A 20,822-nucleotide genomic window follows, 5' to 3' on the forward strand; every position below is an offset into this window, starting at 1 on the left:
GCGTCAGTGTCTCTCTTACTTGGAGGAACCGTTGGAAGAACCTGCACCCGGAGCACAAGCATCAGCGATAAGGCCGATAGCCAGCGCACCAGCAGCAATCAGAGCCACAGCACCAGCAACCTGCTGATAATCAGCACCGAAGCGCTTCAGCTGCGCATCAATACCAGCAACCTTGCCAGCCAGCGGGCCATTGAACACACCAGCCTGCTTCTGCAGCTGAGTATTCAGATTCTGAATCTGCTTATTAATCGGAGCAACAAAGTCCTTCAGACCCGGAATATTCATCTGGGAAGCCAGACCAACCGGAATCAGGAACAGCAGCGGGATACCAACACCCAAACCAGTGTTGATACAACGCTGAGACAGGTTCGAAGAACCATCCCAATCAGAAGAACCACCCGGCTTACCCGGCTTGGTGATCTCTACCTCAACGGTGTCGATAACCTTGCCCGAAGGATCCTTAACCTCAACGACAACCTTGTCGCCCGGCTTCGCATTCTCACCCGGAGTCACCGTAATGGTGCCGTCCTCACCAATCTCGGCCTCGCCCGGCCCCTCGGTCTCAACCGTGGTGCCGTCCTCAACCGAACCGCCAGTGTTCGGAAGCTCTACCGGCTTATCCGGCGTAGTAGAACCATCATTCCAATCCGGAGCCTTATCCTCCGACGGCTTGGAGTTCGGATCCTTCGGATCGGTTCCAGCCTTGTTCTCTTCCTCGTCGGTGGCACCATCATTGTCATCATCCGGGTCAGTGACATCTGGGTCACCATCGCCGTCAGTATCACGCTGAATAGTGATGACCTTGTCACCAGAGACCTCGTTGCCATCAGCATCGGTGATGGTGACGGTAACAACAACGTCACGCGTCTCCTCATCCTTGCCCCAGTCATCGAGCTTATCCGGGGTACCAGTGACCTTGCCGGTCTCCGGATCCACAGTCAAACCGCCCGGCAGGTTCTCAACGGAAACCGTACCGCCTTCCGGAACATCCTTGGCCGTGTCAAACGGGTCAGTCTCCTGTCCCTCAGTGATGGTGACCTTGTCAGTGTTAATCGACGGGTCAGCAATCGTCACCGTAATGGTGTCAATAACCTCGCCGGAAGGATCCTTAACCTCAACGACAACCTTGTCGCCCGGCTTCGCATCCTCACCCGGAGTCACAGTGATATCACCAGTTTCCGGATCAATCTTTGCAGTACCGTCACCCTCAGTGACCTCCACCGTAGTACCCGGCTTCACATCACCAGAGTTCGGATCCTTCTCAACTACAGCCGGCTCATCCGGAGTGGTAGAAGCATTATCGCTCCAGTCCGGAGCCTTATCCTCAGACGGCTTATCGGACGGATCCTTCGGGTTAGTACCCTTGTCCTTCTCGTCCTTATCGGAGACGCCGTCGTTATCGTCGTCATCATCCTTGGAATCAGGCGTACCGTCACCATCGGTGTCCAACTCGAACTTCGCGTTAGCGTTGTCCGTAGTGCCATCCGGGTAGGTCACCGTAACCGGAACCTCAAACTCCTCGACGGTCTCGCCATCCAGCTTCTCCGGAGCAGTAACAGTGATTACACCGGTGTTCTCATCGATCTTGACCGTGTAGCCCTCAGGAGCCTTGAAGCCGTCAGCGATCTTGAACTTCGAATCAGCAGGAGCCTTGGCATCCTTACCGTCCTTATCAGTGAAGGACGGCGTAGACTTCGTCTCCTTACCCGGAACAACAAGCTGGTCTTCGTAGGACGGCTCTAGGGTTGCAGCGTCGGTCGGGTTACCCGGTTCCAGCGGAGTAGCCGGAATCGAACCCTTATCCTTCGGGTTAGAACCCTTCTCCTCCTCATCCTTATCGGAGACGCCGTCGTTATCGTCGTCATCATCCTTGGAATCAGGCGTACCGTCACCATCGGTGTCCAGCTCGAACTTCGCGTTAGCGTTGTCCGTAGTGCCATCCGGGTAGGTCACCGTAACCGGAACCTCAAACTCCTCGACGGTCTCGCCATCCAGCTTCTCCGGAGCAGTAACAGTGATTACACCGGTGTTCTCATCGATCTTGACCGTGTAGCCCTCAGGAGCCTTGAAGCCGTCAGCGATCTTGAACTTCGAATCAGCAGGAGCCTTGGCATCCTTACCGTCCTTATCAGTGAAGGACGGCGTAGACTTCGTCTCCTCACCCGGAACAACAAGCTGGTCTTCGTAGGACGGCTCTAGGGTTGCAGCGTCGGTCGGGTTACCCGGTTCCAACGGAGTAGCCGGAATCGAACCCTTATCCTTCGGGTTAGAACCCTTCTCCTCCTCATCCTTATCGGAGACGCCGTCGTTATCGTCGTCATCATCCTTGGAATCAGGCGTACCGTCACCATCGGTGTCCAGCTCGAACTTCGCGTTAGCGTTGTCCGTAGTGCCATCCGGGTAGGTCACCGTAACCGGAACCTCAAACTCCTCGACGGTCTCGCCATCCAGCTTCTCCGGAGCAGTAACAGTGATTACACCGGTGTTCTCATCGATCTTGACCGTGTAGCCCTCAGGAGCCTTGAAGCCGTCAGCGATCTTGAACTTCGAATCAGCAGGAGCCTTGGCATCCTTACCGTCCTTATCAGTGAAGGACGGCGTAGACTTCGTCTCCTTACCCGGAACAACAAGCTGGTCTTCGTAGGACGGCTCTAGGGTTGCAGCGTCGGTCGGGTTACCCGGTTCCAGCGGAGTAGCCGGAATCGAACCCTTATCCTTCGGGTTAGAACCCTTCTCCTCCTCATCCTTATCGGAGACGCCGTCGTTATCGTCGTCATCATCCTTGGAATCAGGCGTACCGTCACCATCGGTGTCCAGCTCGAACTTCGCGTTAGCGTTGTCCGTAGTGCCATCCGGGTAGGTCACCGTAACCGGAACCTCAAACTCCTCGACGGTCTCGCCATCCAGCTTCTCCGGAGCAGTAACAGTGATTACACCGGTGTTCTCATCGATCTTGACCGTGTAGCCCTCAGGAGCCTTGAAGCCGTCAGCGATCTTGAACTTCGAATCAGCAGGAGCCTTGGCATCCTTACCGTCCTTATCAGTGAAGGACGGCGTAGACTTCGTCTCCTCACCCGGAACAACAAGCTTGTCCTCATACTTCGGCTCAATCGTAGACGCGGTGGCGTCCGCAACCTTGAATGGAGCGTCAGCGCGAGCGACGATACGGCCCTGGGTCTTCGGGTTGCCCTCGTCGTCCTTTACAGGGTCGCCGTTCTCATCGCGAACCGGAACCTGCAGAGCTTCGTCACGCATCACTACTGGGAACTTGAAGGTCTTGCCTACCTGCTCAGCGGTCGGCTTAAAAGTCACAACACCGGTCTTAGGATCAACCTTGACTTGGTCTTCGGTGACCCCCTCCGGCAGCTTGCCAAGCTCAAACTTGGGGTCCTCAGGCTTGGTTTCTTCAGCATCGGTAGCTGGGTTGTCGAACTTCGGTTCGGAGGTAGCCGGCTGCTCGGCCTTCGCGTCGTCGACTGGGTCGTACTCGAGGTAGTCGCGAGTCACGGCAAAGGCATCCACCGCCAGAACGAGGTCGTTCTTCGAATCTGGGTCACCGCTAGTAACCTTCAGGCGAGCGGTGAACGTGTCACCAGTCTCGGCATCCGCTGGAACATCCAGCGCACAGCTCGGAATCTTGGTGGCGGAATCAGCCTTAGCGGTCTCGCAGGTCTTAACGACCTTGCCGTTCTTGTCGACCCACTCGATGTAGTAGTTCAGGTTGTCCGCAATCGGCAGGCCGGCAGTGTCGGTCTGGACCTTGTCGCCAATCGCTGCCCAGTTGTCAGTGGTATTCTTCTCCACCACGTCGAACTTCAAAGCCTGCGGAGCAAGCGCAATGTTCCAGCCCGTGTAGCCATCGGTGGTGTTACCAATGAAGGCACCGTCGCCACCGAAGAGCTGAGCATTAGCGCCAGCATTCAAGTCAGCACCGAAGCCCGGGCCCGCCCACTGGCCAAGCGACCACGGGTACAGCGCACCGATGTTGTCCGGCAGCGGGTTGCCGTTCTTGTCAAGGATACTGACGTAGCTCCAGTGCATGTTGACATGCTTTGACTGACGATTACCGTTTTCCCAGGATCCCTCATCATGCGAACCTGCCAGCTTATGCAGCTTGTCTGCAGGTGGGTTAATGCCACCACCGGTGCCCGTGTGGTTATTTCCATACAGCCCCTTCCAACGCAACTCGAACTTACCGTCTGCGCTAGTAGTGGTGGTCATGGTTTCTGCGATCCAGCCTTGTGGATCCGCAGCTATCTGCTCATTAATCCACTTCTGAAGCCCCTGTTCATCGGCAGGAGTCCAACCCTTGCCTCGCAGCGTCTTACCCGCAAAGTTATCCTTCGCGTACTGCTCAATCTTTGTAACAGCCTCATCACTCAAGTAAGAACCAACAACCTTCAAACCAGGCGCCGCAAGATCCTTACTATTAAATGCACTTTGAGTGTTGTGGTTCAACGCACCTAGCAGCACATGCATGTTCCAGAAAGCTCGGCCGGCGTAGGTACCATCGTTACCGCCCGTTCCGGTGCTCTCTACCCACTGGTTTTCCGGCAAGTGCTGCGGCAGTTTATCCTTCTGCGCATATTGAATGGTCATTCCCGTGACCTTGTTGCCACCCCATGCGCCATCACCCTGCTCGGTAGGCGTCGCAGCATCACCAATAGCTGGGAAGATGCCTGCAGCCGGCTGGTGCACCAAACGGTACTTATCCGTCATGTCATCCGGAAGCTCGGTCCAGACACGGATTTTCTCACGTTTGTGATCGCGTTGTGGGACCGTCTCTCCAACCGACGCATCAGCCTCAAACTTGCGGTTCACACCCAGCGCGTCAGTGTACGGCGCCATGTTGATAGAGAAGTTACCGTTCGCGTCCGACTCGGTGTAATAAATCGGCGACGAATGCTGAGTCTGCGCGCCCTCGTACCACTGGGCGTACACCTTCACGCCAGCAAGCGGGTTACCAGAGCCCTGGACATTGCCGAAACCAACCGCGGCTTCGACAATCTCCTTCACAGAACCAGAAATCGTACCCTTCTGGTCAGCCTGGCCCGGAGAGTAGATGGCCTTGTCGGCACCAGTTGCTGCCGGAGCGTCAGCAGCAGGCTGGGTTTCCTGCGCATTAGCAACAGTAGCGAAAGAGGATGCGGGAGTTACTGCGTGGACGAAGGGGCCCACCATAGCAATAGAGAGCGCAGCGGCAGCAATGGTAGTGCCGCGGCGGCGTACAGCAGTACGCTTTATTTCCTTCTTGTTCATGGCAAGAAGTCCTTTCCTTAAGACTTGAAAGAATTGATCACGCTAGGGAAACGTGACCGCGTAAGGGGCAAAACCGGCTTACGCAACCGAGAGCCGCTCAACTATTTCTCCCTGAATGAAGGTCAGAGGTTCCAGGGATGTATGAACAAACTCCCTTCCGATGTTATCGCCGTTCACAGATTAAAGAAACCGTACGGACAGCTGAAAAGTTCATAAATGCCAATCGCTATCAACAGTGCATCATATTTCACATTCCACCTGCGGTTTCATGCGGGACCTCAACACACCGTCTCGATTGTTAATTATCTCACATTGCAACACTGGTAACATTTTTCTCAGGAATTCACTTCTAAAGGGGGTGTTGCGGACAGTGAGAGGACAGGGAGGGGGTTGCATGGGGCGTCGCCAAGCAGGGCATATTAAACACACAAATACCCTCATAGAAACGCGAAACCGCCCACTTTTCTCTGGCACGGGAGAAGTTGGGCGGTTGTTGCACGGCACCGTCACCGTTAGGCGGTGCCTGAGGTTCGTTCGTCTTGGACTGGTTGGCCCCTTACTGGTCCTGCATGACGTCGTGGCGCACGATGGTCTGGTCACGGCCGGGGCCGACACCGATGTAGGAGATGCGGCAGCCGGAGAGTTCCTCCAGACGCAGGACGTAATCCTGAGCCTTCTGCGGGAGGTCCTCAAAAGTCTTGCAGTTGGTGATGTCCTCATCCCAGGCCGGCATGGTCTCAAAGATGGGCTCGGCGTGGTGGAACTCAGACTGGGTCAGCGGCATCTCGTCGTAGCGATTGCCGTCGACGTCGTATGCCACGCAGATGGGAATCTCACCGATGCCGGTGAGCACGTCCAGCTTGGTCAGGAAGTAGTCCGTGAAACCATTGACGCGGGTGGCGTAGCGAGCCACCACGGAGTCATACCAACCGCAGCGGCGCTTGCGGCCGGTGTTGACGCCGATTTCGCCGCCGGTGGTCTGCAGGTACTCGCCCCACTTGTCGAAGAGCTCAGTGGGGAAAGGACCAGCGCCCACGCGGGTGGTGTAGGCCTTGATGATGCCCAGGGAAGTCTTAATGCGCGTAGGACCAATGCCGGAGCCGACCGAGGCACCGCCGGCCGACGGGTTCGAGGAGGTCACGAAGGGGTAGGTCCCGTGGTCAACATCCAGCATGGTGGCCTGGCCGCCCTCCATAAGGACGTGCTTGCCAGCATCCAGTGCTTGGTTCAGCTCCAGTTCGGCCTCAATGACCATCGGGCGCAGGCGATCGCGGTAGCTCAGGAAGTACTCCACAACCTGCTCCGGATCGATGGCCTTGCGGTTGTACATCTTCACCAGCATCTGGTTCTTAATATCCAAGGCGGACTCGACCTTCTGGCGCAGGATGGACTCATCAAAAATGTCCTGCACACGGATGCCGATGCGGGCAACCTTGTCGGCGTAGACAGGGCCGATGCCGCGGCCGGTGGTACCGATAGCGCGCTTGCCTAAGAAGCGCTCCTGCACGCGGTCCAGGGTCTGGTGGTAGGGCGCCACGAGGTGCGCGTTGGCGGAAATCTTAAGGCGCGAAGCGTTAGCGCCGCGGGCTTCGAGGCCGTCGATCTCATCGAAGAGGGCCTCCAAGTTAATGACCACGCCGTTGCCCAGGACCGGGGTGGCGTTTTCAGAAAGAATGCCGGCGGGAAGGAGCTTCAGCTCGTACTTCTCGCCGCCGACCACGACGGTGTGGCCGGCATTGTTACCGCCGTTGGGCTTAACCACGTAATCGACTTTGCCGCCGAGGATGTCGGTAGCCTTGCCCTTGCCTTCATCGCCCCACTGGGCGCCGACGATGACGATCGCTGCCATGTTGGTGTCACTTCCTATTTATTGAAGTCAAATACGCACCTACTTTACCCGGCATAACGGTATGGCGGTGGGTTTGTGACATGGTCATCAGGAATTGATGCGTTGGCGGCATGGGGTGGGCTAGACGTTTTCGGTGTTTTCATCGTCGGTGCTGCCGCCGCCCGAGCCCTCCTCATCGAAGTAGATGGTGTCATTGGTAAACATCAACCGCGACTTGTCCGGGGTGCTGACGATGATGCCGTCGTCGACAACAGCGATTTGGGCTTCAACATCACCGATGCCGATTCGGTAGAGCCCGTTGCCCTCGATTTTTGTGCCGTTAGTTGGGATTTCATCGTCATACTGAGTGAACTCAGTGCTGCCCTCTAGCGGCAGGAAGGTCACCAGGTTGAATTCCATGCCCTCTGGCATTGGGGTATTGCCACCCTTGATGGTCCAGCTGCCGCCGTCGCCATGCGCGCAGTCGATTGCGTTGTTTTCCTCAATGATTCCGCAGACCATGTTCCAGCCATCGGCGGAGATAGTGAAGAGCTCTTCGCCACGGAGGTCTTTTTCATCCTTAGCCAAATCCGCGGACTCGGTTGGTTCCGAATCCACGTCGATGAAGAAGATGTCCGAATCCACGCCGTCGAAGGAGGTTTCCATGGACGGCGCCTCGGTTCCTGGGCGTTTGTATGCCTTTCCTTCGACGCCAACGACGTCGCCTTCAGTCTTGGACTCAAAAGTGTAGCCTTCGCCGTCTTCCTCCACCTCGAAGGACGTTGACGTGATGTAGAGGGCATCCTCGTCATAGACCTCACCGTTGACGAAGAAGACAGGAACCTTGACGTCCTCCCCATCAAACTCGCCCTCCAGCACCGCGTAGCTGAGGAACTTGCAAGCGTCGTATTCATCTTCACTGACGCTCACGTCTTCAAATTTCTCGGTCGAGCCCTTCACATAGGCTTCTTTATTCTCGAGGACCTTGCTTAGCTCGGTATCCTCGAGCTCCTTCGAGTCATCGCAATCGGCGTTGGCGCTCGAAGAGGACGTGCTGCTCGATGTCGACGTGGCCTTCGAAGAAGTAGGCGCCGCCGAACTCGTCGTGGACTCGGCGGCAGCCTCGATGAATGCTGGCTCCTCGGCTTCCGTCAGCGCACCGCCGATGAGGCTGCACGAGCTCATCAGGAGCCCGGCGGTGGATACAAGTGCAAGAACTGTCAATCGGGTGGACATGGTACTTACCTCCGGCTGTTAGGGACTTAAGAATTGATTGCTAAGAAGTTGGGCGTTGCCTTGGAGCCTACTGGCGCATTGTGATGTGCACTACTTTTCTGGGGAAAGCTCCACTGTCTGCACGCCGCGCATGGCGTGTTTTAGCGAAGCTCTTTCCACGCTTCTATGCTTCTTGTATGATCTGTGCGCTTGTAGACTGCGGCGGCCACCTCACCGACGCCCACACCACTGCCCTCATTGAGGCCTCCCAGCGCGGAATACGCGTCGAGCACTTCCGCTTCGCAGAGGTTCCCAGCCGGCAGGAGTTGAAGGCTATTGATACCCTGGCCAGCGAGATTCTCCCGGAAGACCCCACCCCATCGCTGGATGAGATTGCCGCGCAGCCGGACGTGAGCCACCTTGGGGCGCCGGGGCCAGCGCCCCAGGCACCGTTCCTGCGTGAGCCACTGCGCATTGTGGTCATTGGCAGCGATGCCGCACTGAGCGCCGTGCTCACTCGCATGATGCGGGCGGATTACCTGTGGGCCGAGGTGGGCTACGTTCCAACTGGGGAGCACTCCACCGCGGCGATGAATTGGGGCTTAAAAGCTAGCGAAACGGGCCAGGGCCGCCAGGGTCTCGGCGACCAAGGAACAGTGATGGAGGAGGCGCTCTCCTTTGCCATGACCGCACCCGTCAACCCAGTGCCGCTCATCCGCAATGATGCGGGCCTCGCCGTGGCGGGTTCGGCAACGATTGCTGAGTGGTCAAACGAGGAGATCACTGGTGAGATCATCGTTGACGATGCCGTGCTGCTGCGCGCGGACCGCGAGAAGGATGTCTTCGGTGCCAAGCTCGTGCCGATGACGGATGCGCCGGGCATCGTGGCGGCGAAGGCGGTGACAAGTTTTGAGGCGGACGTAGCACCACGCCGTGGGTTCTTCGCGCGCCTGCGCAAGCCTGTCCAGCCAGGGCAACTGGACCCCGCCAGCGTCGTGCAGGGCCGGGCGGTGCAGGCAGGGGGACCGGCGCTCAGCGTCAGCGTCGATGGAGTCCGCGCCAAGAGGCCGGTCAAGCGCGTGACGTTCTACCGTCACCTGCGGGACCTACAGATAGTGCGGCCCTAATCCTCTTCCTCGCCTCCGAGCAACCGCACTCAACTACAGCGCCACTATCCGGGAAAACCAGCACGATTCTCGCGGCGAAGGTAAAACGAAAGGAGGATTCGGCCAGCATTACCTTTTCGGCACTAGGCTCGAAACCGAATCCTCACCGCATGCGCATTGTGCAATGCACCTAGGCGGTCTGCGGAAGACTCTACCACTCTCAGCTCCCGAAAGAACAAGCCCATGCCACTAACGCACAAAATTTCTTGGGTATCTGATGCCAGATTCGCCCCATACCTCGAAGAATGCGGCACGGCGGAAGAGGCATGGAAGCTCTATGAACTCAACGCGCAAATCGCAGCTGCGCTGTCTGAAGTAATTCATCACACAGAAGTCTTGCTTCGAAACGCTATGAGCGATTCACTTGCCGACGCTCACCCATTTGACTTCGGCTGGAACCAAGATTCTTTCGATACTTCAGCGCTATCAACGAAGCTAGCTAAGAAGTACAAGCGTCCTGTCACCAAAGACGACATCATCGCGCATCTGAACATGGGGTACTGGGCTTCACTTCTTTCCACGAAATCCGATGCCAATGAGGAAATCTGGAGAAAATACCTTCGAAACGCATTCCCAGGCCAAGGTAACAGGAAGATAGTTGCAGCCCTGTTGACAGACCTCAATATCCTTCGAAACCGGTGTGCGCATCAGGACTCACTTCTCAACGTGGATCCAACCGTAGAACTAAAGAAAATTCTTAGGCTCGCCAGTTGGATAGACCAAGATGCAAGGCTATGGCTAGAAAACCTCGAACGTGTTACCAAGCTGGCTGCTCAACGCACGCCAAAACTCAACACCGCCATCTTGGGGCATGCCGACAATTCTCTTTTCACCTTTTATCAAAGGGTAGGTGCCGTCATCCTGGAAGCCTCTACGCCTCTTGCACAAGTGGACTACATCGGTTTCTACTTCAGCCAGAGAATCGTCGGAATCTTTCCAAAGGTCTTAGACATTGAAATCGCTTCTAGCTGGAATAAAAAGACTTCAGATGCGCTTAAGAAATCATCCGACCCCGAGGAACAACGTCTCGGGAAAATTATGAGCTACGCACTCTCTAATCCATTCGTTAAGAGCTACCCTCCAGAGAATACGTACAAGGTTTATCACCTCAGTGGGTCTAAGCATCCCTCAACTCTCACTACCGCTGAAAAGCAGGACATCGTGCACGAGGCTAGCGGTCGTGGCTCCGCATTTGTGAAAAGACCTCGGTACTTTCAAAGCAGTTCGCTATTGGCCGCCAGGGTCACTTCTGATTTACCCTCACCGAGCAAATAGCTCGAATTGCCTCCAAAATTCTCACTGCCCGAGTCTCAAGCCCTAGTCCTCTTCCCGCACCTCCGGCGGGTAGGCCGGGTGCTTCGAGGTGGGCACCAGCTGCGCCACGGCGGACTCACGCGACATGCCGCACACCATGAGCAGGTCCACGATGACGGAGCGGGTTTGGGCCAGCACAGCATAGGCGGAGAGCACTGCTTCCTCGCCGGCGACGTCCATCGAGCAGCGCGCAGCCAACTGGCGCAGGCGTTTGACTATCTCCGGAATAGCATGCGCCTCATCCACGCGGCGCTCATGCGCAGTTTGGTGGGTATAGAGGTCAGAGAGCTCCATCGTAATTTCGGCCAGCTCGTCGATAAGCTCCACTTGCTCGGCAGTGGCCTGGTCGCCGTCCTCGGCGAGCACGAGGGCGCGGCGGGACAGCACGCGGGTGCCGCGGACCACGTTATCGACCGGCGTGAGGATGCGCTCCAGCGAGCGGACGTTGCGCTGCGAGCTCCACAGGAAGGGCGAGAGCTTTGCGGTCTCCGCACCGCCCTTGGTGGCGTTGAGCATATTGTTGATGTCGTCCTGCGTGCCGCGCACGGCATCGCGGGCCTCCATGATGGTTTCTGGATCATTGTCCGCAAGGCCCCTGGAGACATCGGAGAGAACCGAGGCCGTAATGCCCAAGACCTTCGAGACTTCCGAGCGGCCCGCCCGCAGGGGTGAGGAGGGAATCAGCACAATCATCGTGAGGCCGATAACCGCGCCGATGATGGCGTCGATGGCGCGGGAGAGCCCGCCCATTTCTTCCGGCGGAAGAATGGTGGCGATAAGGATGGCGGCGATGACGATCTGGTTGCTCACCAGCTGCGAGCCCGTGACGAAGGAGCCGATCACCAGCGCCAAACCAATGATGATGGTCATGTGGATGGGGCCGGTTCCGAGGGCGTCGACAAGCAGCGTGCCCACCAGCACGCCCACGATGCCGCCAATGGACATGTCGACGGCGCGCTTGAGGCGGTCACTACCCGAAAGGCCGAGGATGATGATGACGGCCATCGGGGCAAAGAAGGGCTGCTCGTGGCCGAAAAAGTCATGCGCAACATAGAACGCCAAACCGGCACCGAGGGTACTCTGAATCATGAATACCAGGCGGTTGCGAATGCGCGTGAAGCGCGACTTCAGAGATTTATCCACCAACCGCAGCTGCTCGCGGGTGGTCCTGCGGACGCGTTTGGCTCCCGGTGACGAATTCGACGATGACTCTTGCGCTTCCATGATTCCGGTATTTTACGCGTTCTGATGATGGGGTTGGGATACGCAAAAGCCACCCCTCGAGGGTGAGGGGTGGCTTGTTGAGATGTGCTGAATCAGCACGGCGTCCAGGAGGAGCCAGCGTCAGCGGGGCGTTGGTTTACTTAGAAACGGTCTTGCCCACGGAGTGCAGGTCGGTGCAGGCCTCAACCACGCGGTCAGCCATGCCCTGCTCAGCCTTCTTCATGTAGGAGCGCGGGTCGTAGACCTTCTTGTTACCAACCTCGCCGTCGATCTTGAAGACGCCGTCGTAGTTAGCAAACATGTGGCGGGCAACCGGGTTGGTGAAGGCGTACTGGGTGTCGGTGTCCACGTTCATCTTGACAACGCCGTAGCCCAGAGCCTGCTCAATCTTCTCCTTCTCGGAGCCGGAGCCGCCGTGGAAGACGAAGTCGAAGGGCTGGGAGCCTTCTTCCAGGCCGAGCTTCTTCACGACGGTCTTCTGGCCCTCATCCAGGACCTCCGGGCGCAGCTTCACGTTGCCCGGCTTGTAGACGCCGTGGACGTTGCCGAAGGTAGCGGCCAGCAGGTAGCGGCCCTTCTCGCCGGTGCCGAGGGCATCGACGGTCTTCTCGAAGTCCTCCGGGGAGGTGTAGAGGTTTGCGCCAGCCTTGGCCTGAACACCGTCCTCTTCACCGCCGACGACGCCAATCTCAACCTCGAGGATGATGTTGGCGTTGTGGGCCTTCTCGAGGAGCTCCTGGGCAATCACGAGGTTCTCATCGATCGGGATAGCGGAGCCATCCCACATGTGGGACTGGAAGAGCGGAAGCTCGCCGCGGTCAACGCGCTCCTGGGAGAAGGCGATCAGCGGGCGCACGTACTCATCCAGGACTTCCTTCTGGCAGTGGTCAGTGTGCAGCGCAACGTTAATGCCGTAGTGCTTTGCAGCCTCGTGAGCGAAGGCAGCCAGTGCCTTGGCGCCGGCAACCTTGTTCTTCACGGACAGGCCGGAACCGAACTCGGCGCCGCCGGTGGAGAACTGGATGATGCCGTCGGACTCAGCCTCGGCGAAGCCGCGGAGTGCGGCGTTGATGGTTTCGGAGGAGGTGCAGTTAATTGCCGGGAATGCGAAGCCGCCCTTCTTGGCGGTATCCAGCATCTGGTTATAAACCTCAGGGGTTGCAATAGGCATGAAATTCCATCCTTTGGAGTTGCTGTGCAGTAAGCCGTGCCGTCTCACAAACCAGCGAAACAACACGTTCCAACATCCAAGTATGCCTGTTATTGTGGTTTTCCGCCGCGAGAAGCGGTGTGACCTCACTTAAACCCCGGCTCCCACGGGCTCAAACAGCCCTTTGAGCTGGGCATATTCTGCCGTCAGGCGGATTCTGACTTGTACTTCACAATTCGGGTGCAGGCTTCCAACAACATCCAACCGGACAATTGAACGGACAAATCGCGCTCAGCCACGCGGATAATGCCCACCTTTTGGCCCAAGGAGGAAGGCCCAAAACCGTAATTGTGGGGCAGCTTCGCATCCGCGGTCCAGTCGGAGCCGAAAATGGGCAGACCATCCACCTCAAGGCGGTGTTCCCACACGGATTCCGCCGAGGCCGTCACCAGCCGCGCGGCCAACTTCTTCGTTGCGCGGTTAGCCGGGGAATCCCCCGGCAGGCGCACCGCCACGTCAGCCAGGTAGCGAGCAAGGATGCCTTTGAAGAGGCCGCCGTCGCCGTCGCCAGTCTGCCAATCAATGACACCCGTATACGTTGCCATTCCCGTGGCCACCGCTTGGACGAGGCCGCGGATCCGGGTGGTGTAATCCATCATGTCCGCGGCGAGCTCGGCCTCATGAATGGTGTCGATGTCCTCCACGGAGCGCAGGCCCGTCTGCTTCCGCAGCGCCAGCACAATCTCCAAGCAAGCACCGAGCACCACGCCCTGGCAGTAGGGGTGGATGTTGCGAACGATTTCCTGCCCGTCCATGCGCATGCGGATGCCGTCCATGACGAAGCCATCGTCATCGATCAGGTGGTCGTAGATCCAGTCCACGATGTGGCGGGCCTCATCCACGCGCCCCATGCGGGCGAGCATGATAGCGCCCGGCCCGTTGGAGGGAACGTTGAGGAAGGTCTCGCCCTCGCGCCACGGCAGCACGCCCACCTGGGAATCGATGCCATCGCGGATGTTGTGCTGCAGGGCGCCCAGCTTCTTGTAGGGGCGCTGCTTCTTCAGCTCACCGGCACGGGAAATAGCCAGGGCCATCCAGGCCTTGTCGTCGTAGTAGCGGTTCTTCGTCAGCGCACGGAGGTTGCGCACGTGGATGCCGCGGATGGTATCGGAAATGCGCGCGCGGCGGGCCTTGGTGTTCTTGCGCAAGGCGGCGTCGACAAGACAGTCCAAATAGTGCGCCTGCCACCAATAATGCCAGTGCACAAAGAGCGATTCTTTGGTGGTGGGTGGCCAACTCACCACGGCAAGGTTGGTACGGGGCAAGCCCCACACGGCTTGCGCGTGGCGCTCATTGATGGCTGTCTCCGCGAGGTCAGCGCGGTGGGACCATTTCTCTAACACTGTTGTCTCATCATTCTTAAATGTGAATTCGTTACCTAGATGTAAACACAGTGTGCAGGATCTCACCAAGCTTTTGATAAATCCGCATGCTGGCGAATCCACGCATGCATGGCGATGCCTGCGGCCACGCCCGCGTTGATGGAGCGAGTCGAACCAAATTGCGCGATGGAACAGGTCATCAGCGCCGCATCTTGTGCCTCTGGGCTCACCCCCGGACCCTCCTGCCCGAAGAGGAGCAGGCAGCGCTCGGGCAATTCCGCGGTCTCCAGTGGAACGCACCCGGGGGTGTTATCGATGGCCACGACGGTGAGGCCTTGGTCGGCAGCCCAGGCCATCAGATCGCTGACGTTCGCGTGGTGCATGAGGTGCTGGTACCTGTCGGTCACCATGGCACCGCGCCGGTTCCAGCGGCGCCGGCCCACGATGTGGACGGTGTCGACAGCAAAGGCGTTGGCGGTGCGCACCACGGTGCCGATGTTGGAATCGTTCTCGAAGTTCTCGATGGCGATGTGCAGGGCATGCCGGCGCTTATCGATGTCCTCCCGGATCGCCTCGCGCGTCCAGTAACGGTAGGCGTCGACGACGTTGCGACGATCCCCCTCCGCGAGCAGCTCGGGATCGTACTTCTCCGCCTCCGGGCCCTGCGGGAGCGGGCCCTCCCAAGGGCCAACACCGTGGCGGCCCTCATTCCATTCGGTAGGCCCCTTGGCTTCCGCTTCTTCCTCGGGCTTAGGCAAGGCCGAGGTCCTCAAGGCCCAGCAGGTAGCGGTACTCCAAGCCCTCGGCGGCGATGGCATCGCCAGCACCGGTGTTGCGATCCACCACGGTGGCCACGCCGACGACTTCGGCGCCTGCCTTGCGCAGCGCCTTCACTGCGGTCAGTGGGGAGTTGCCGGTCGTGGTGGTGTCCTCGACGACGAGCACCTTCTGGCCCTCAACGTTAAAGCCCTCGATCTGGCGCTGCATGCCGTGCTTCTTGGCTTCCTTGCGGACGACGAAGGCATCGATATCGCGGCCATCGGCGTGCATGATGGCCAACCCGACCGGGTCTGCGCCCATGGTCAGACCGCCGGCGGCGGCGTAGTCCCAGTCGGCGGTGAGCTCACGCAGCAGCGCGCCGATAAGTCGCGAGGCCTCGTGCTGCAGGGTGGCGCGGCGCAGGTCCACGTAGTAATCGGCCTCCTTGCCGGAGGACAACGTGACTTTGCCGTGGACGACGGCCAGCTCCTTCACCAGCTCTGCTAGGCGTTGCTTCTTCTGCTGATCCAGGCTCATCGCTCGCTCCTTAAAGTCTGTGGCTTTATAGCCTTGAAAAATCCGCCCTGTAGTTTACCCTCTTGCCGCACGGTTGCCCGCGACTAGTGCTGGTGCCGGGCCGGCAGGTCTAGTCGAAGATGGAGGAGCCGCCGTCGAAACGGCGTGGGAGGCGGGCCTGGTTGTTTTCGGGTGCGGGGTGTTCGTGGCCGTCGGCAATCGCGTCTACCTCGTCCGCACCCAAGCTGGAATGGTCGATGGTGCCGCGGGCCTCGCTGGTGGTGCGGCTCGGCATGACCACCGGCTCGGTAGGGCGCTGGATGGTAGGGGTGTCGAGGGAGTCATCACGATCCGGAACTGCCGTGGGCCCGGTCGGCTCCGGCTGCGGGGGCTCCGGGATATCGCGGCTGGGGTCGAGCTCATCAACGCGCAGCACTTGGGCAGCCTCGGAGCGCGGTGGGAGCACGCGGGCGGAATCGGCGAGCGTGGCCAGTGGCTCGAGCAGCTCTTCCCACTCTGCGCTGCGCGCCTGCCGGGTGGTCTGGGCAAGCGCCCACTCCCCCTCCATCCACACGGCGGTCACCTCGGCGGGAAGGCGGCTCAGCGCGTCGGTGACGCGGGCATCGATGAGGCGCTGTCCCACGCCGGCGTCGGTGGCGAAGACCTCGAAGCCTTCCTCCTCACGCACGTACACCAGATCCTCAGAATGGTTCTCCGCTTCCTCGCCTGCTCGGCGGAAATCCACAACAATGTCGGAGGCCGCGCCGGTGCGCATGGCCATGACGGGGATTGAGCCCATGTCGAAGAGCAGCGTCTCATGGCCGCGGACGCTTCCGGCCACGATATCCCGGGGTTCCTGGCCGCGGGCGGCGGCGCCGCGGGTCCACTCATCGGCCAAGTAGGAATCGTGCTTGATGTATTCCCAGCCGCGCTGCTGGCCAAAGGCCTTGCGCTCGCGGCGGGCGCTGCCCGGCACGAGGTGCCTGGCGCGCTCTGCGCGCTCGGCAAAGCTGTGCGCTGGTGCCGGTTCTGCGCTTGCTTCTACGGCCGGCTCTGCCTCAGGCTCTGGGGTGGTTTCCGGCTCGGTTGCGATGGCGGGCTCTACTGTGGGCTCGGGTTCTTCGGCGTGTACAGGTTCGGCCTCGGGCTCGGCGGATTCAGGGGCCGCGGCATCGGCTGCGCCGTCGGCGGAATCGGTGGCAATAACGTCGGCAGAGGCGTCAGTATCGGTGACGGTGTCGGTTGCTGCGTCACCGGCGGAGTGTGCGGCACGCTGGCGCTGATCCAACCAGAGCACGATGAGACCAGCCGCGAGCGCGAGGGCGGCGAGGGATAAGAGTACGAAAGGCATCATTGACCGACTCTAATCGCCCGGCGCGCCCGATAGGCGCTGGCACGCTGGTCACGCGCGGATTCTAGACGTGCTCGCGGTCCCCGCGCTCCACGGGATTGGCAGGATTGGCCGACCACTGTGACCAGCCGCCAACGAAGTGGCGCAGGCCGGTAAAGCCCACGTGCTCCAGAACGGCAATGGTGAGCGCGGAGTGGTTGCCGGAACCGGAGTAGATGATGGCGCCGTCCACGTTCTCCTTGGTCACGCCGTGCTGATCAAGGATTTCCAGGATTTCTTCCTTGGACTTCCACACGGTGATGTCCTGCGTGTGGAAGAGGCGCTCGGGCAGGTTAACCGCGCCCGGGATGTGGCCGGCCTTCAAGTCGAGGTTTTCGCGGCGGCCGGCGAAGCGGTTGCGCGTGCGAACGTCGAGAAGCAGGCCCTTGTGTTCCTTGACTTCATCGATGGTGGCCGTGGGCATCGAGCCCGGCTTCACTTTAAGGTTCGAGGTCATGCCCAGGTTGCCCGGGCCGGTGAGCGTGGGCATTGCCTGGGCGCGCCAGTTGGACAGGCCGCCGTCGAGAATGCGGACGTTATGGATGCCCGCCCAGCGCAGCGTCCACCACGCGCGGCCGGCGAAGAGGCCGCGGCCTTCGTCGTAGACCACGACCTCGCTATCCTCACGCAGGCCCCAGTGATCGATCCACTCTTGAATCTTCTCGGTCTGTGGGAGTGGGTTGCGTCCGACCTTGGAGCCCGGCAGGCCCACGAAGGCTGACGCGGCGTCCGCGTACTGGGCGGTTGGAATGTGAAGGGAAGAAAAAAGATTGAAGGCCTCGCCTTCCCCTGGGGCCCAGAGGGAAGCGAGGATGGTCGTCTTGTCACCGCGGTAAATCTTCTCACTCAGCTCGTGAGGGGAGATCAAAATGCTCATGCCCCCAGATCATAGGGGCATGAGCGGGTGCTGGCGACCGGTGAGCGCGGTGAGCGCAATTAGCGCTCACCGCTTAGTCGGCGGATTACGCGGTGCGGGCAGACAGGTCGAGGTGCTCGCCGCCATCGGCGACGTCAACGTGCACGGTATCGCCGTCCACGATGTCACCGGCCAAGAGCTTCTTGGCGAGCTGGTCACCGATGGCCTGCTGGATCAGGCGGCGCAGCGGGCGGGCACCGTAGGCCGGGTCATAGCCGCGCTCCGCCAGCCACAGCTTGGCGGCGTCGGACACGTTCAGCGTCAGGCGGCGGCCGGACAGGCGCTCGGCCAAGCCCTTGAGCTGAATGTCCACGATGCCGGTGAGCAAATCCGAGGTCAGCGGCTCGAACATCACGACATCATCGAGGCGGTTGATGAACTCCGGCTTGAAGCTGCGCTTGACCGCCTCCATGACCTCTTCCTTGGTGCCGCCGGCACCCAGGTTCGAGGTCAGGATGATGACCGTGTTGCGGAAGTCCACGGTACGGCCCTGGCCATCGGTCAGGCGGCCTTCATCGAGCACCTGGAGCAGCACGTCGAAGACGTCCGGGTGGGCCTTCTCGACTTCGTCGAAAAGCACCAGCGTGTACGGGCGGCGTCGCACCGCCTCCGTGAGCTGACCGCCGGCGTCGTAGCCCACGTATCCCGGAGGGGCACCGACGAGGCGGGCCACGGAGTGCTTCTCACCGAACTCGGACATGTCGATGCGGACCATGGCGGATTCATCGTCAAAGAGGAAGTCCGCCAGAGCCTTCGCCAGCTCCGTCTTACCCACGCCTGTGGGGCCGAGGAAGAGGAAGGAACCGGTCGGGCGGTTGGGATCAGCCACACCGGCACGGGCGCGGCGAACGGCGTCGGACACCGCGGTGACGGCCTCCTTCTGGCCTACCACGCGTTCACCCAACACGGACTCCATGTTGAGCAGCTTCTCGGTCTCACCCTGCAGCATCTTGCCGGCCGGGATGCCTGTCCAAGCGGAGACGACCTCCGCGATGGTATCCGGAGTGACCTCCTCAGTGAGCATGGTGTTGTGCTGCTGCTTCGCCTTCTCCTCGGCCGCAGCCAGGTCCTTCTCCAGCGGCGGCATCTTGCCGTAGTTGATCTCGGAGGCCAGCGCTAGGTCGCCATCGCGCTCCGCAATCTCGGCCTGGCGGCGCAGATCCTCCAGCTGTTCCTTGATGGTCTGCACATCATCGATGGCCTTCTTCTCATTGGCCCAGCGGGCCTTGAGCTCGCCGAGCTTCTCGCGCTCATCCGCCAGCTCTTGCTGAAGGGCTGCCAGGCGGTCCTTCGAGGCGGCGTCCGATTCCTTCTTCAGGGCCAGCTCCTCAATTTCGAGGCGGCGGACGATGCGCTCCAGCTCATCGATCTCCTGCGGGGAGGAGTCAATCTCCATGCGCAGGCGGGAGCCGGCCTCATCGACCAAGTCGATGGCCTTATCCGGCAGGAAGCGGTTGGTGATGTAGCGGTGCGAGAGCTCCGCGGCAGAGACCAGGGCTGAGTCCTGGATGCGCACGCCGTGGTGCACCTCGTAGCGCTCCTTGAGGCCACGGAGGATACCGATGGTGTCCTCCACGGAAGGCTCGGCGGCGTAGACCTGCTGGAAGCGGCGCTCCAGGGCGGCGTCCTTCTCGATGTACTTGCGGTACTCGTCGAGGGTGGTAGCACCGACTAGGCGGAGCTCGCCGCGGGCCAGCATGGGCTTAATCATGTTGCCGGCATCCATGGAACCTTCACCGGTGGCACCAGCGCCCACGATGGTGTGCAGCTCATCGATGAAGGTGATGATCTGCCCATCGGAAGCCTTAATCTCATCGAGCACGGCCTTGAGGCGCTCCTCGAACTCGCCGCGGTACTTCGCGCCGGCGACCATGGAGCCGAGGTCCAGGCTCAGCAGCGTCTTGCCCTTGAGGGATTCCGGGACGTCACCCGCCACGATGCGGCGGGCCAGGCCCTCCACGATGGCGGTCTTACCCACGCCGGGCTCACCGATGAGCACCGGGTTATTCTTCGTGCGACGGCTAAGCACCTGGACCACGCGGCGGATCTCCTGATCGCGGCCGATGACCGGGTCAATCTTGCCCTCGCGGGCGCGTGCGGTGAGGTCCGTGGCGTACTTCTCCAATGCTTGGAACTGCTCCTCGGGGTTCTCCGAGGTCACCTTGGCCGCGCCGCGCACGGAGGGGAAAGCGCCCTTGAGCGCGTCATAGGTGGCACCGCGGGAGGTCAGCAGCTCGGCGGCATCCGACTTGGAACCCGCAATAGCTGCGAGCAGAACCTCGGTGGAGACGAACTCATCACCGAGCTCGCCGGCCAGCTCCTGGGCACGGGTCAAGACGTTGAGGGCGTCGCGGTTAAAGTTCGGGTTCGCCATGTTGGCGCCCTCGGCCTTCGGGAGGGCGTCGATAAGCTGGCGCGCCTCTTTGAGCACCGTCTCCGGATCCACACCGGTGGCCTTGAGCACCGGGGCGGCAATGCCGTCCTTCTGCTCAAGGATGGCTGCTAAGAGGTGTGCCGGGCGGATGTCCGGGTTACCGTTGGCGGAGGCCGTCTGCAGCGCTTGCTGCAGGGCCTCCTGAGTTTTAGTGGTGGGGTTAAAAGAACTCATTGTTGCGTTTCTCCGTTTCTACTGTTTGTCCAAACCTTCCCGCAACAACAGTGGCGAAGGAAGCTTCACTGTCTATAACGCCACAGAACTTGAGT

At 60.0% G+C, this 20,822-nt stretch carries 13 protein-coding genes; 2 read left to right on the forward strand and 11 right to left on the reverse strand.

Going from position 1 to position 20,822, the window contains the following annotated elements; translation table 11 throughout:
• Positions 1 to 15: 15 nt before the first annotated feature.
• From R3O64_RS11480 to R3O64_RS11490, 3 genes are all read right to left on the reverse strand, one after another.
• A complete protein-coding gene (locus tag R3O64_RS11480) occupies positions 16 to 5,259 on the reverse strand; it encodes a YPDG domain-containing protein (RefSeq protein ID WP_339016945.1) in 5,244 nt (1,747 codons plus the stop codon).
• A gap of 556 nt (positions 5,260 to 5,815) precedes the next feature.
• Positions 5,816 to 7,108, reverse strand: a complete 1,293-nt coding sequence (locus tag R3O64_RS11485) for an adenylosuccinate synthase (RefSeq protein ID WP_339016946.1) — start codon at positions 7,106 to 7,108, stop codon at positions 5,816 to 5,818.
• A 120-nt stretch (positions 7,109 to 7,228) separates the two neighbouring features.
• On the reverse strand, positions 7,229 to 8,323 hold the full coding sequence (locus R3O64_RS11490) for a hypothetical protein (RefSeq protein WP_339016947.1): 1,095 nt from the start codon (positions 8,321 to 8,323) through the stop codon (positions 7,229 to 7,231).
• A 176-nt stretch (positions 8,324 to 8,499) separates the two neighbouring features.
• On the opposite strand from R3O64_RS11490, the gene R3O64_RS11495 reads away from it, so the two are divergent.
• Positions 8,500 to 9,429 carry a hypothetical protein gene (locus R3O64_RS11495; RefSeq protein ID WP_339016948.1) on the forward strand — a complete coding sequence of 310 codons (930 nt, stop codon included), beginning with the start codon at positions 8,500 to 8,502 and terminating at the stop codon, positions 9,427 to 9,429.
• 222 nt (positions 9,430 to 9,651) lie between these two features.
• Positions 9,652 to 10,743, forward strand: coding sequence for an Abi family protein (locus tag R3O64_RS11500; RefSeq protein WP_339016949.1), 1,092 nt, complete (start codon positions 9,652 to 9,654; stop codon positions 10,741 to 10,743).
• 42 nt (positions 10,744 to 10,785) lie between these two features.
• Here the strand turns inward: R3O64_RS11500 and R3O64_RS11505 are convergent, their stop codons facing one another.
• The 8 genes from R3O64_RS11505 to clpB form a co-directional block, all read right to left on the reverse strand.
• Positions 10,786 to 12,006, reverse strand: coding sequence for an FUSC family protein (locus R3O64_RS11505; RefSeq protein WP_070564041.1), 1,221 nt, complete (start codon positions 12,004 to 12,006; stop codon positions 10,786 to 10,788).
• A gap of 136 nt (positions 12,007 to 12,142) precedes the next feature.
• Complete coding sequence (gene fbaA / locus R3O64_RS11510; protein ID WP_070523601.1) at positions 12,143 to 13,177, reverse strand: class II fructose-bisphosphate aldolase; 1,035 nt, start codon at positions 13,175 to 13,177, stop codon at positions 12,143 to 12,145.
• Between the two features lie 185 nt (positions 13,178 to 13,362).
• Positions 13,363 to 14,559, reverse strand: coding sequence for a glycoside hydrolase family 76 protein (locus R3O64_RS11515; protein ID WP_144015118.1), 1,197 nt, complete (start codon positions 14,557 to 14,559; stop codon positions 13,363 to 13,365).
• Positions 14,560 to 14,621: 62 nt separating this feature from the next.
• Positions 14,622 to 15,296, reverse strand: coding sequence for a TrmH family RNA methyltransferase (locus tag R3O64_RS11520; protein WP_144015117.1), 675 nt, complete (start codon positions 15,294 to 15,296; stop codon positions 14,622 to 14,624).
• Positions 15,289 to 15,834, reverse strand: a complete 546-nt coding sequence (pyrE, locus tag R3O64_RS11525; protein ID WP_070523611.1) for an orotate phosphoribosyltransferase — start codon at positions 15,832 to 15,834, stop codon at positions 15,289 to 15,291. The genes R3O64_RS11520 and pyrE overlap by 8 nt, the downstream gene beginning before the upstream one ends.
• 109 nt (positions 15,835 to 15,943) lie before the next feature.
• Positions 15,944 to 17,167: a hypothetical protein gene (locus R3O64_RS11530; protein ID WP_339016950.1), complete on the reverse strand. Its 1,224-nt coding sequence runs from the start codon at positions 17,165 to 17,167 to the stop codon at positions 15,944 to 15,946.
• A gap of 61 nt (positions 17,168 to 17,228) precedes the next feature.
• Positions 17,229 to 18,080, reverse strand: coding sequence for a sulfurtransferase (locus tag R3O64_RS11535; protein WP_339016951.1), 852 nt, complete (start codon positions 18,078 to 18,080; stop codon positions 17,229 to 17,231).
• Positions 18,081 to 18,165: 85 nt separating this feature from the next.
• Positions 18,166 to 20,727, reverse strand: a complete 2,562-nt coding sequence (clpB, locus tag R3O64_RS11540; protein WP_339016952.1) for an ATP-dependent chaperone ClpB — start codon at positions 20,725 to 20,727, stop codon at positions 18,166 to 18,168.
• Between the last annotated feature and the right edge of the window lie 95 nt (positions 20,728 to 20,822).

The sequence above is a fragment of the Corynebacterium hesseae genome, assembly GCF_037850265.1.
Taxonomy (GTDB): Bacteria; Actinomycetota; Actinomycetes; order Mycobacteriales; family Mycobacteriaceae; genus Corynebacterium; species Corynebacterium hesseae.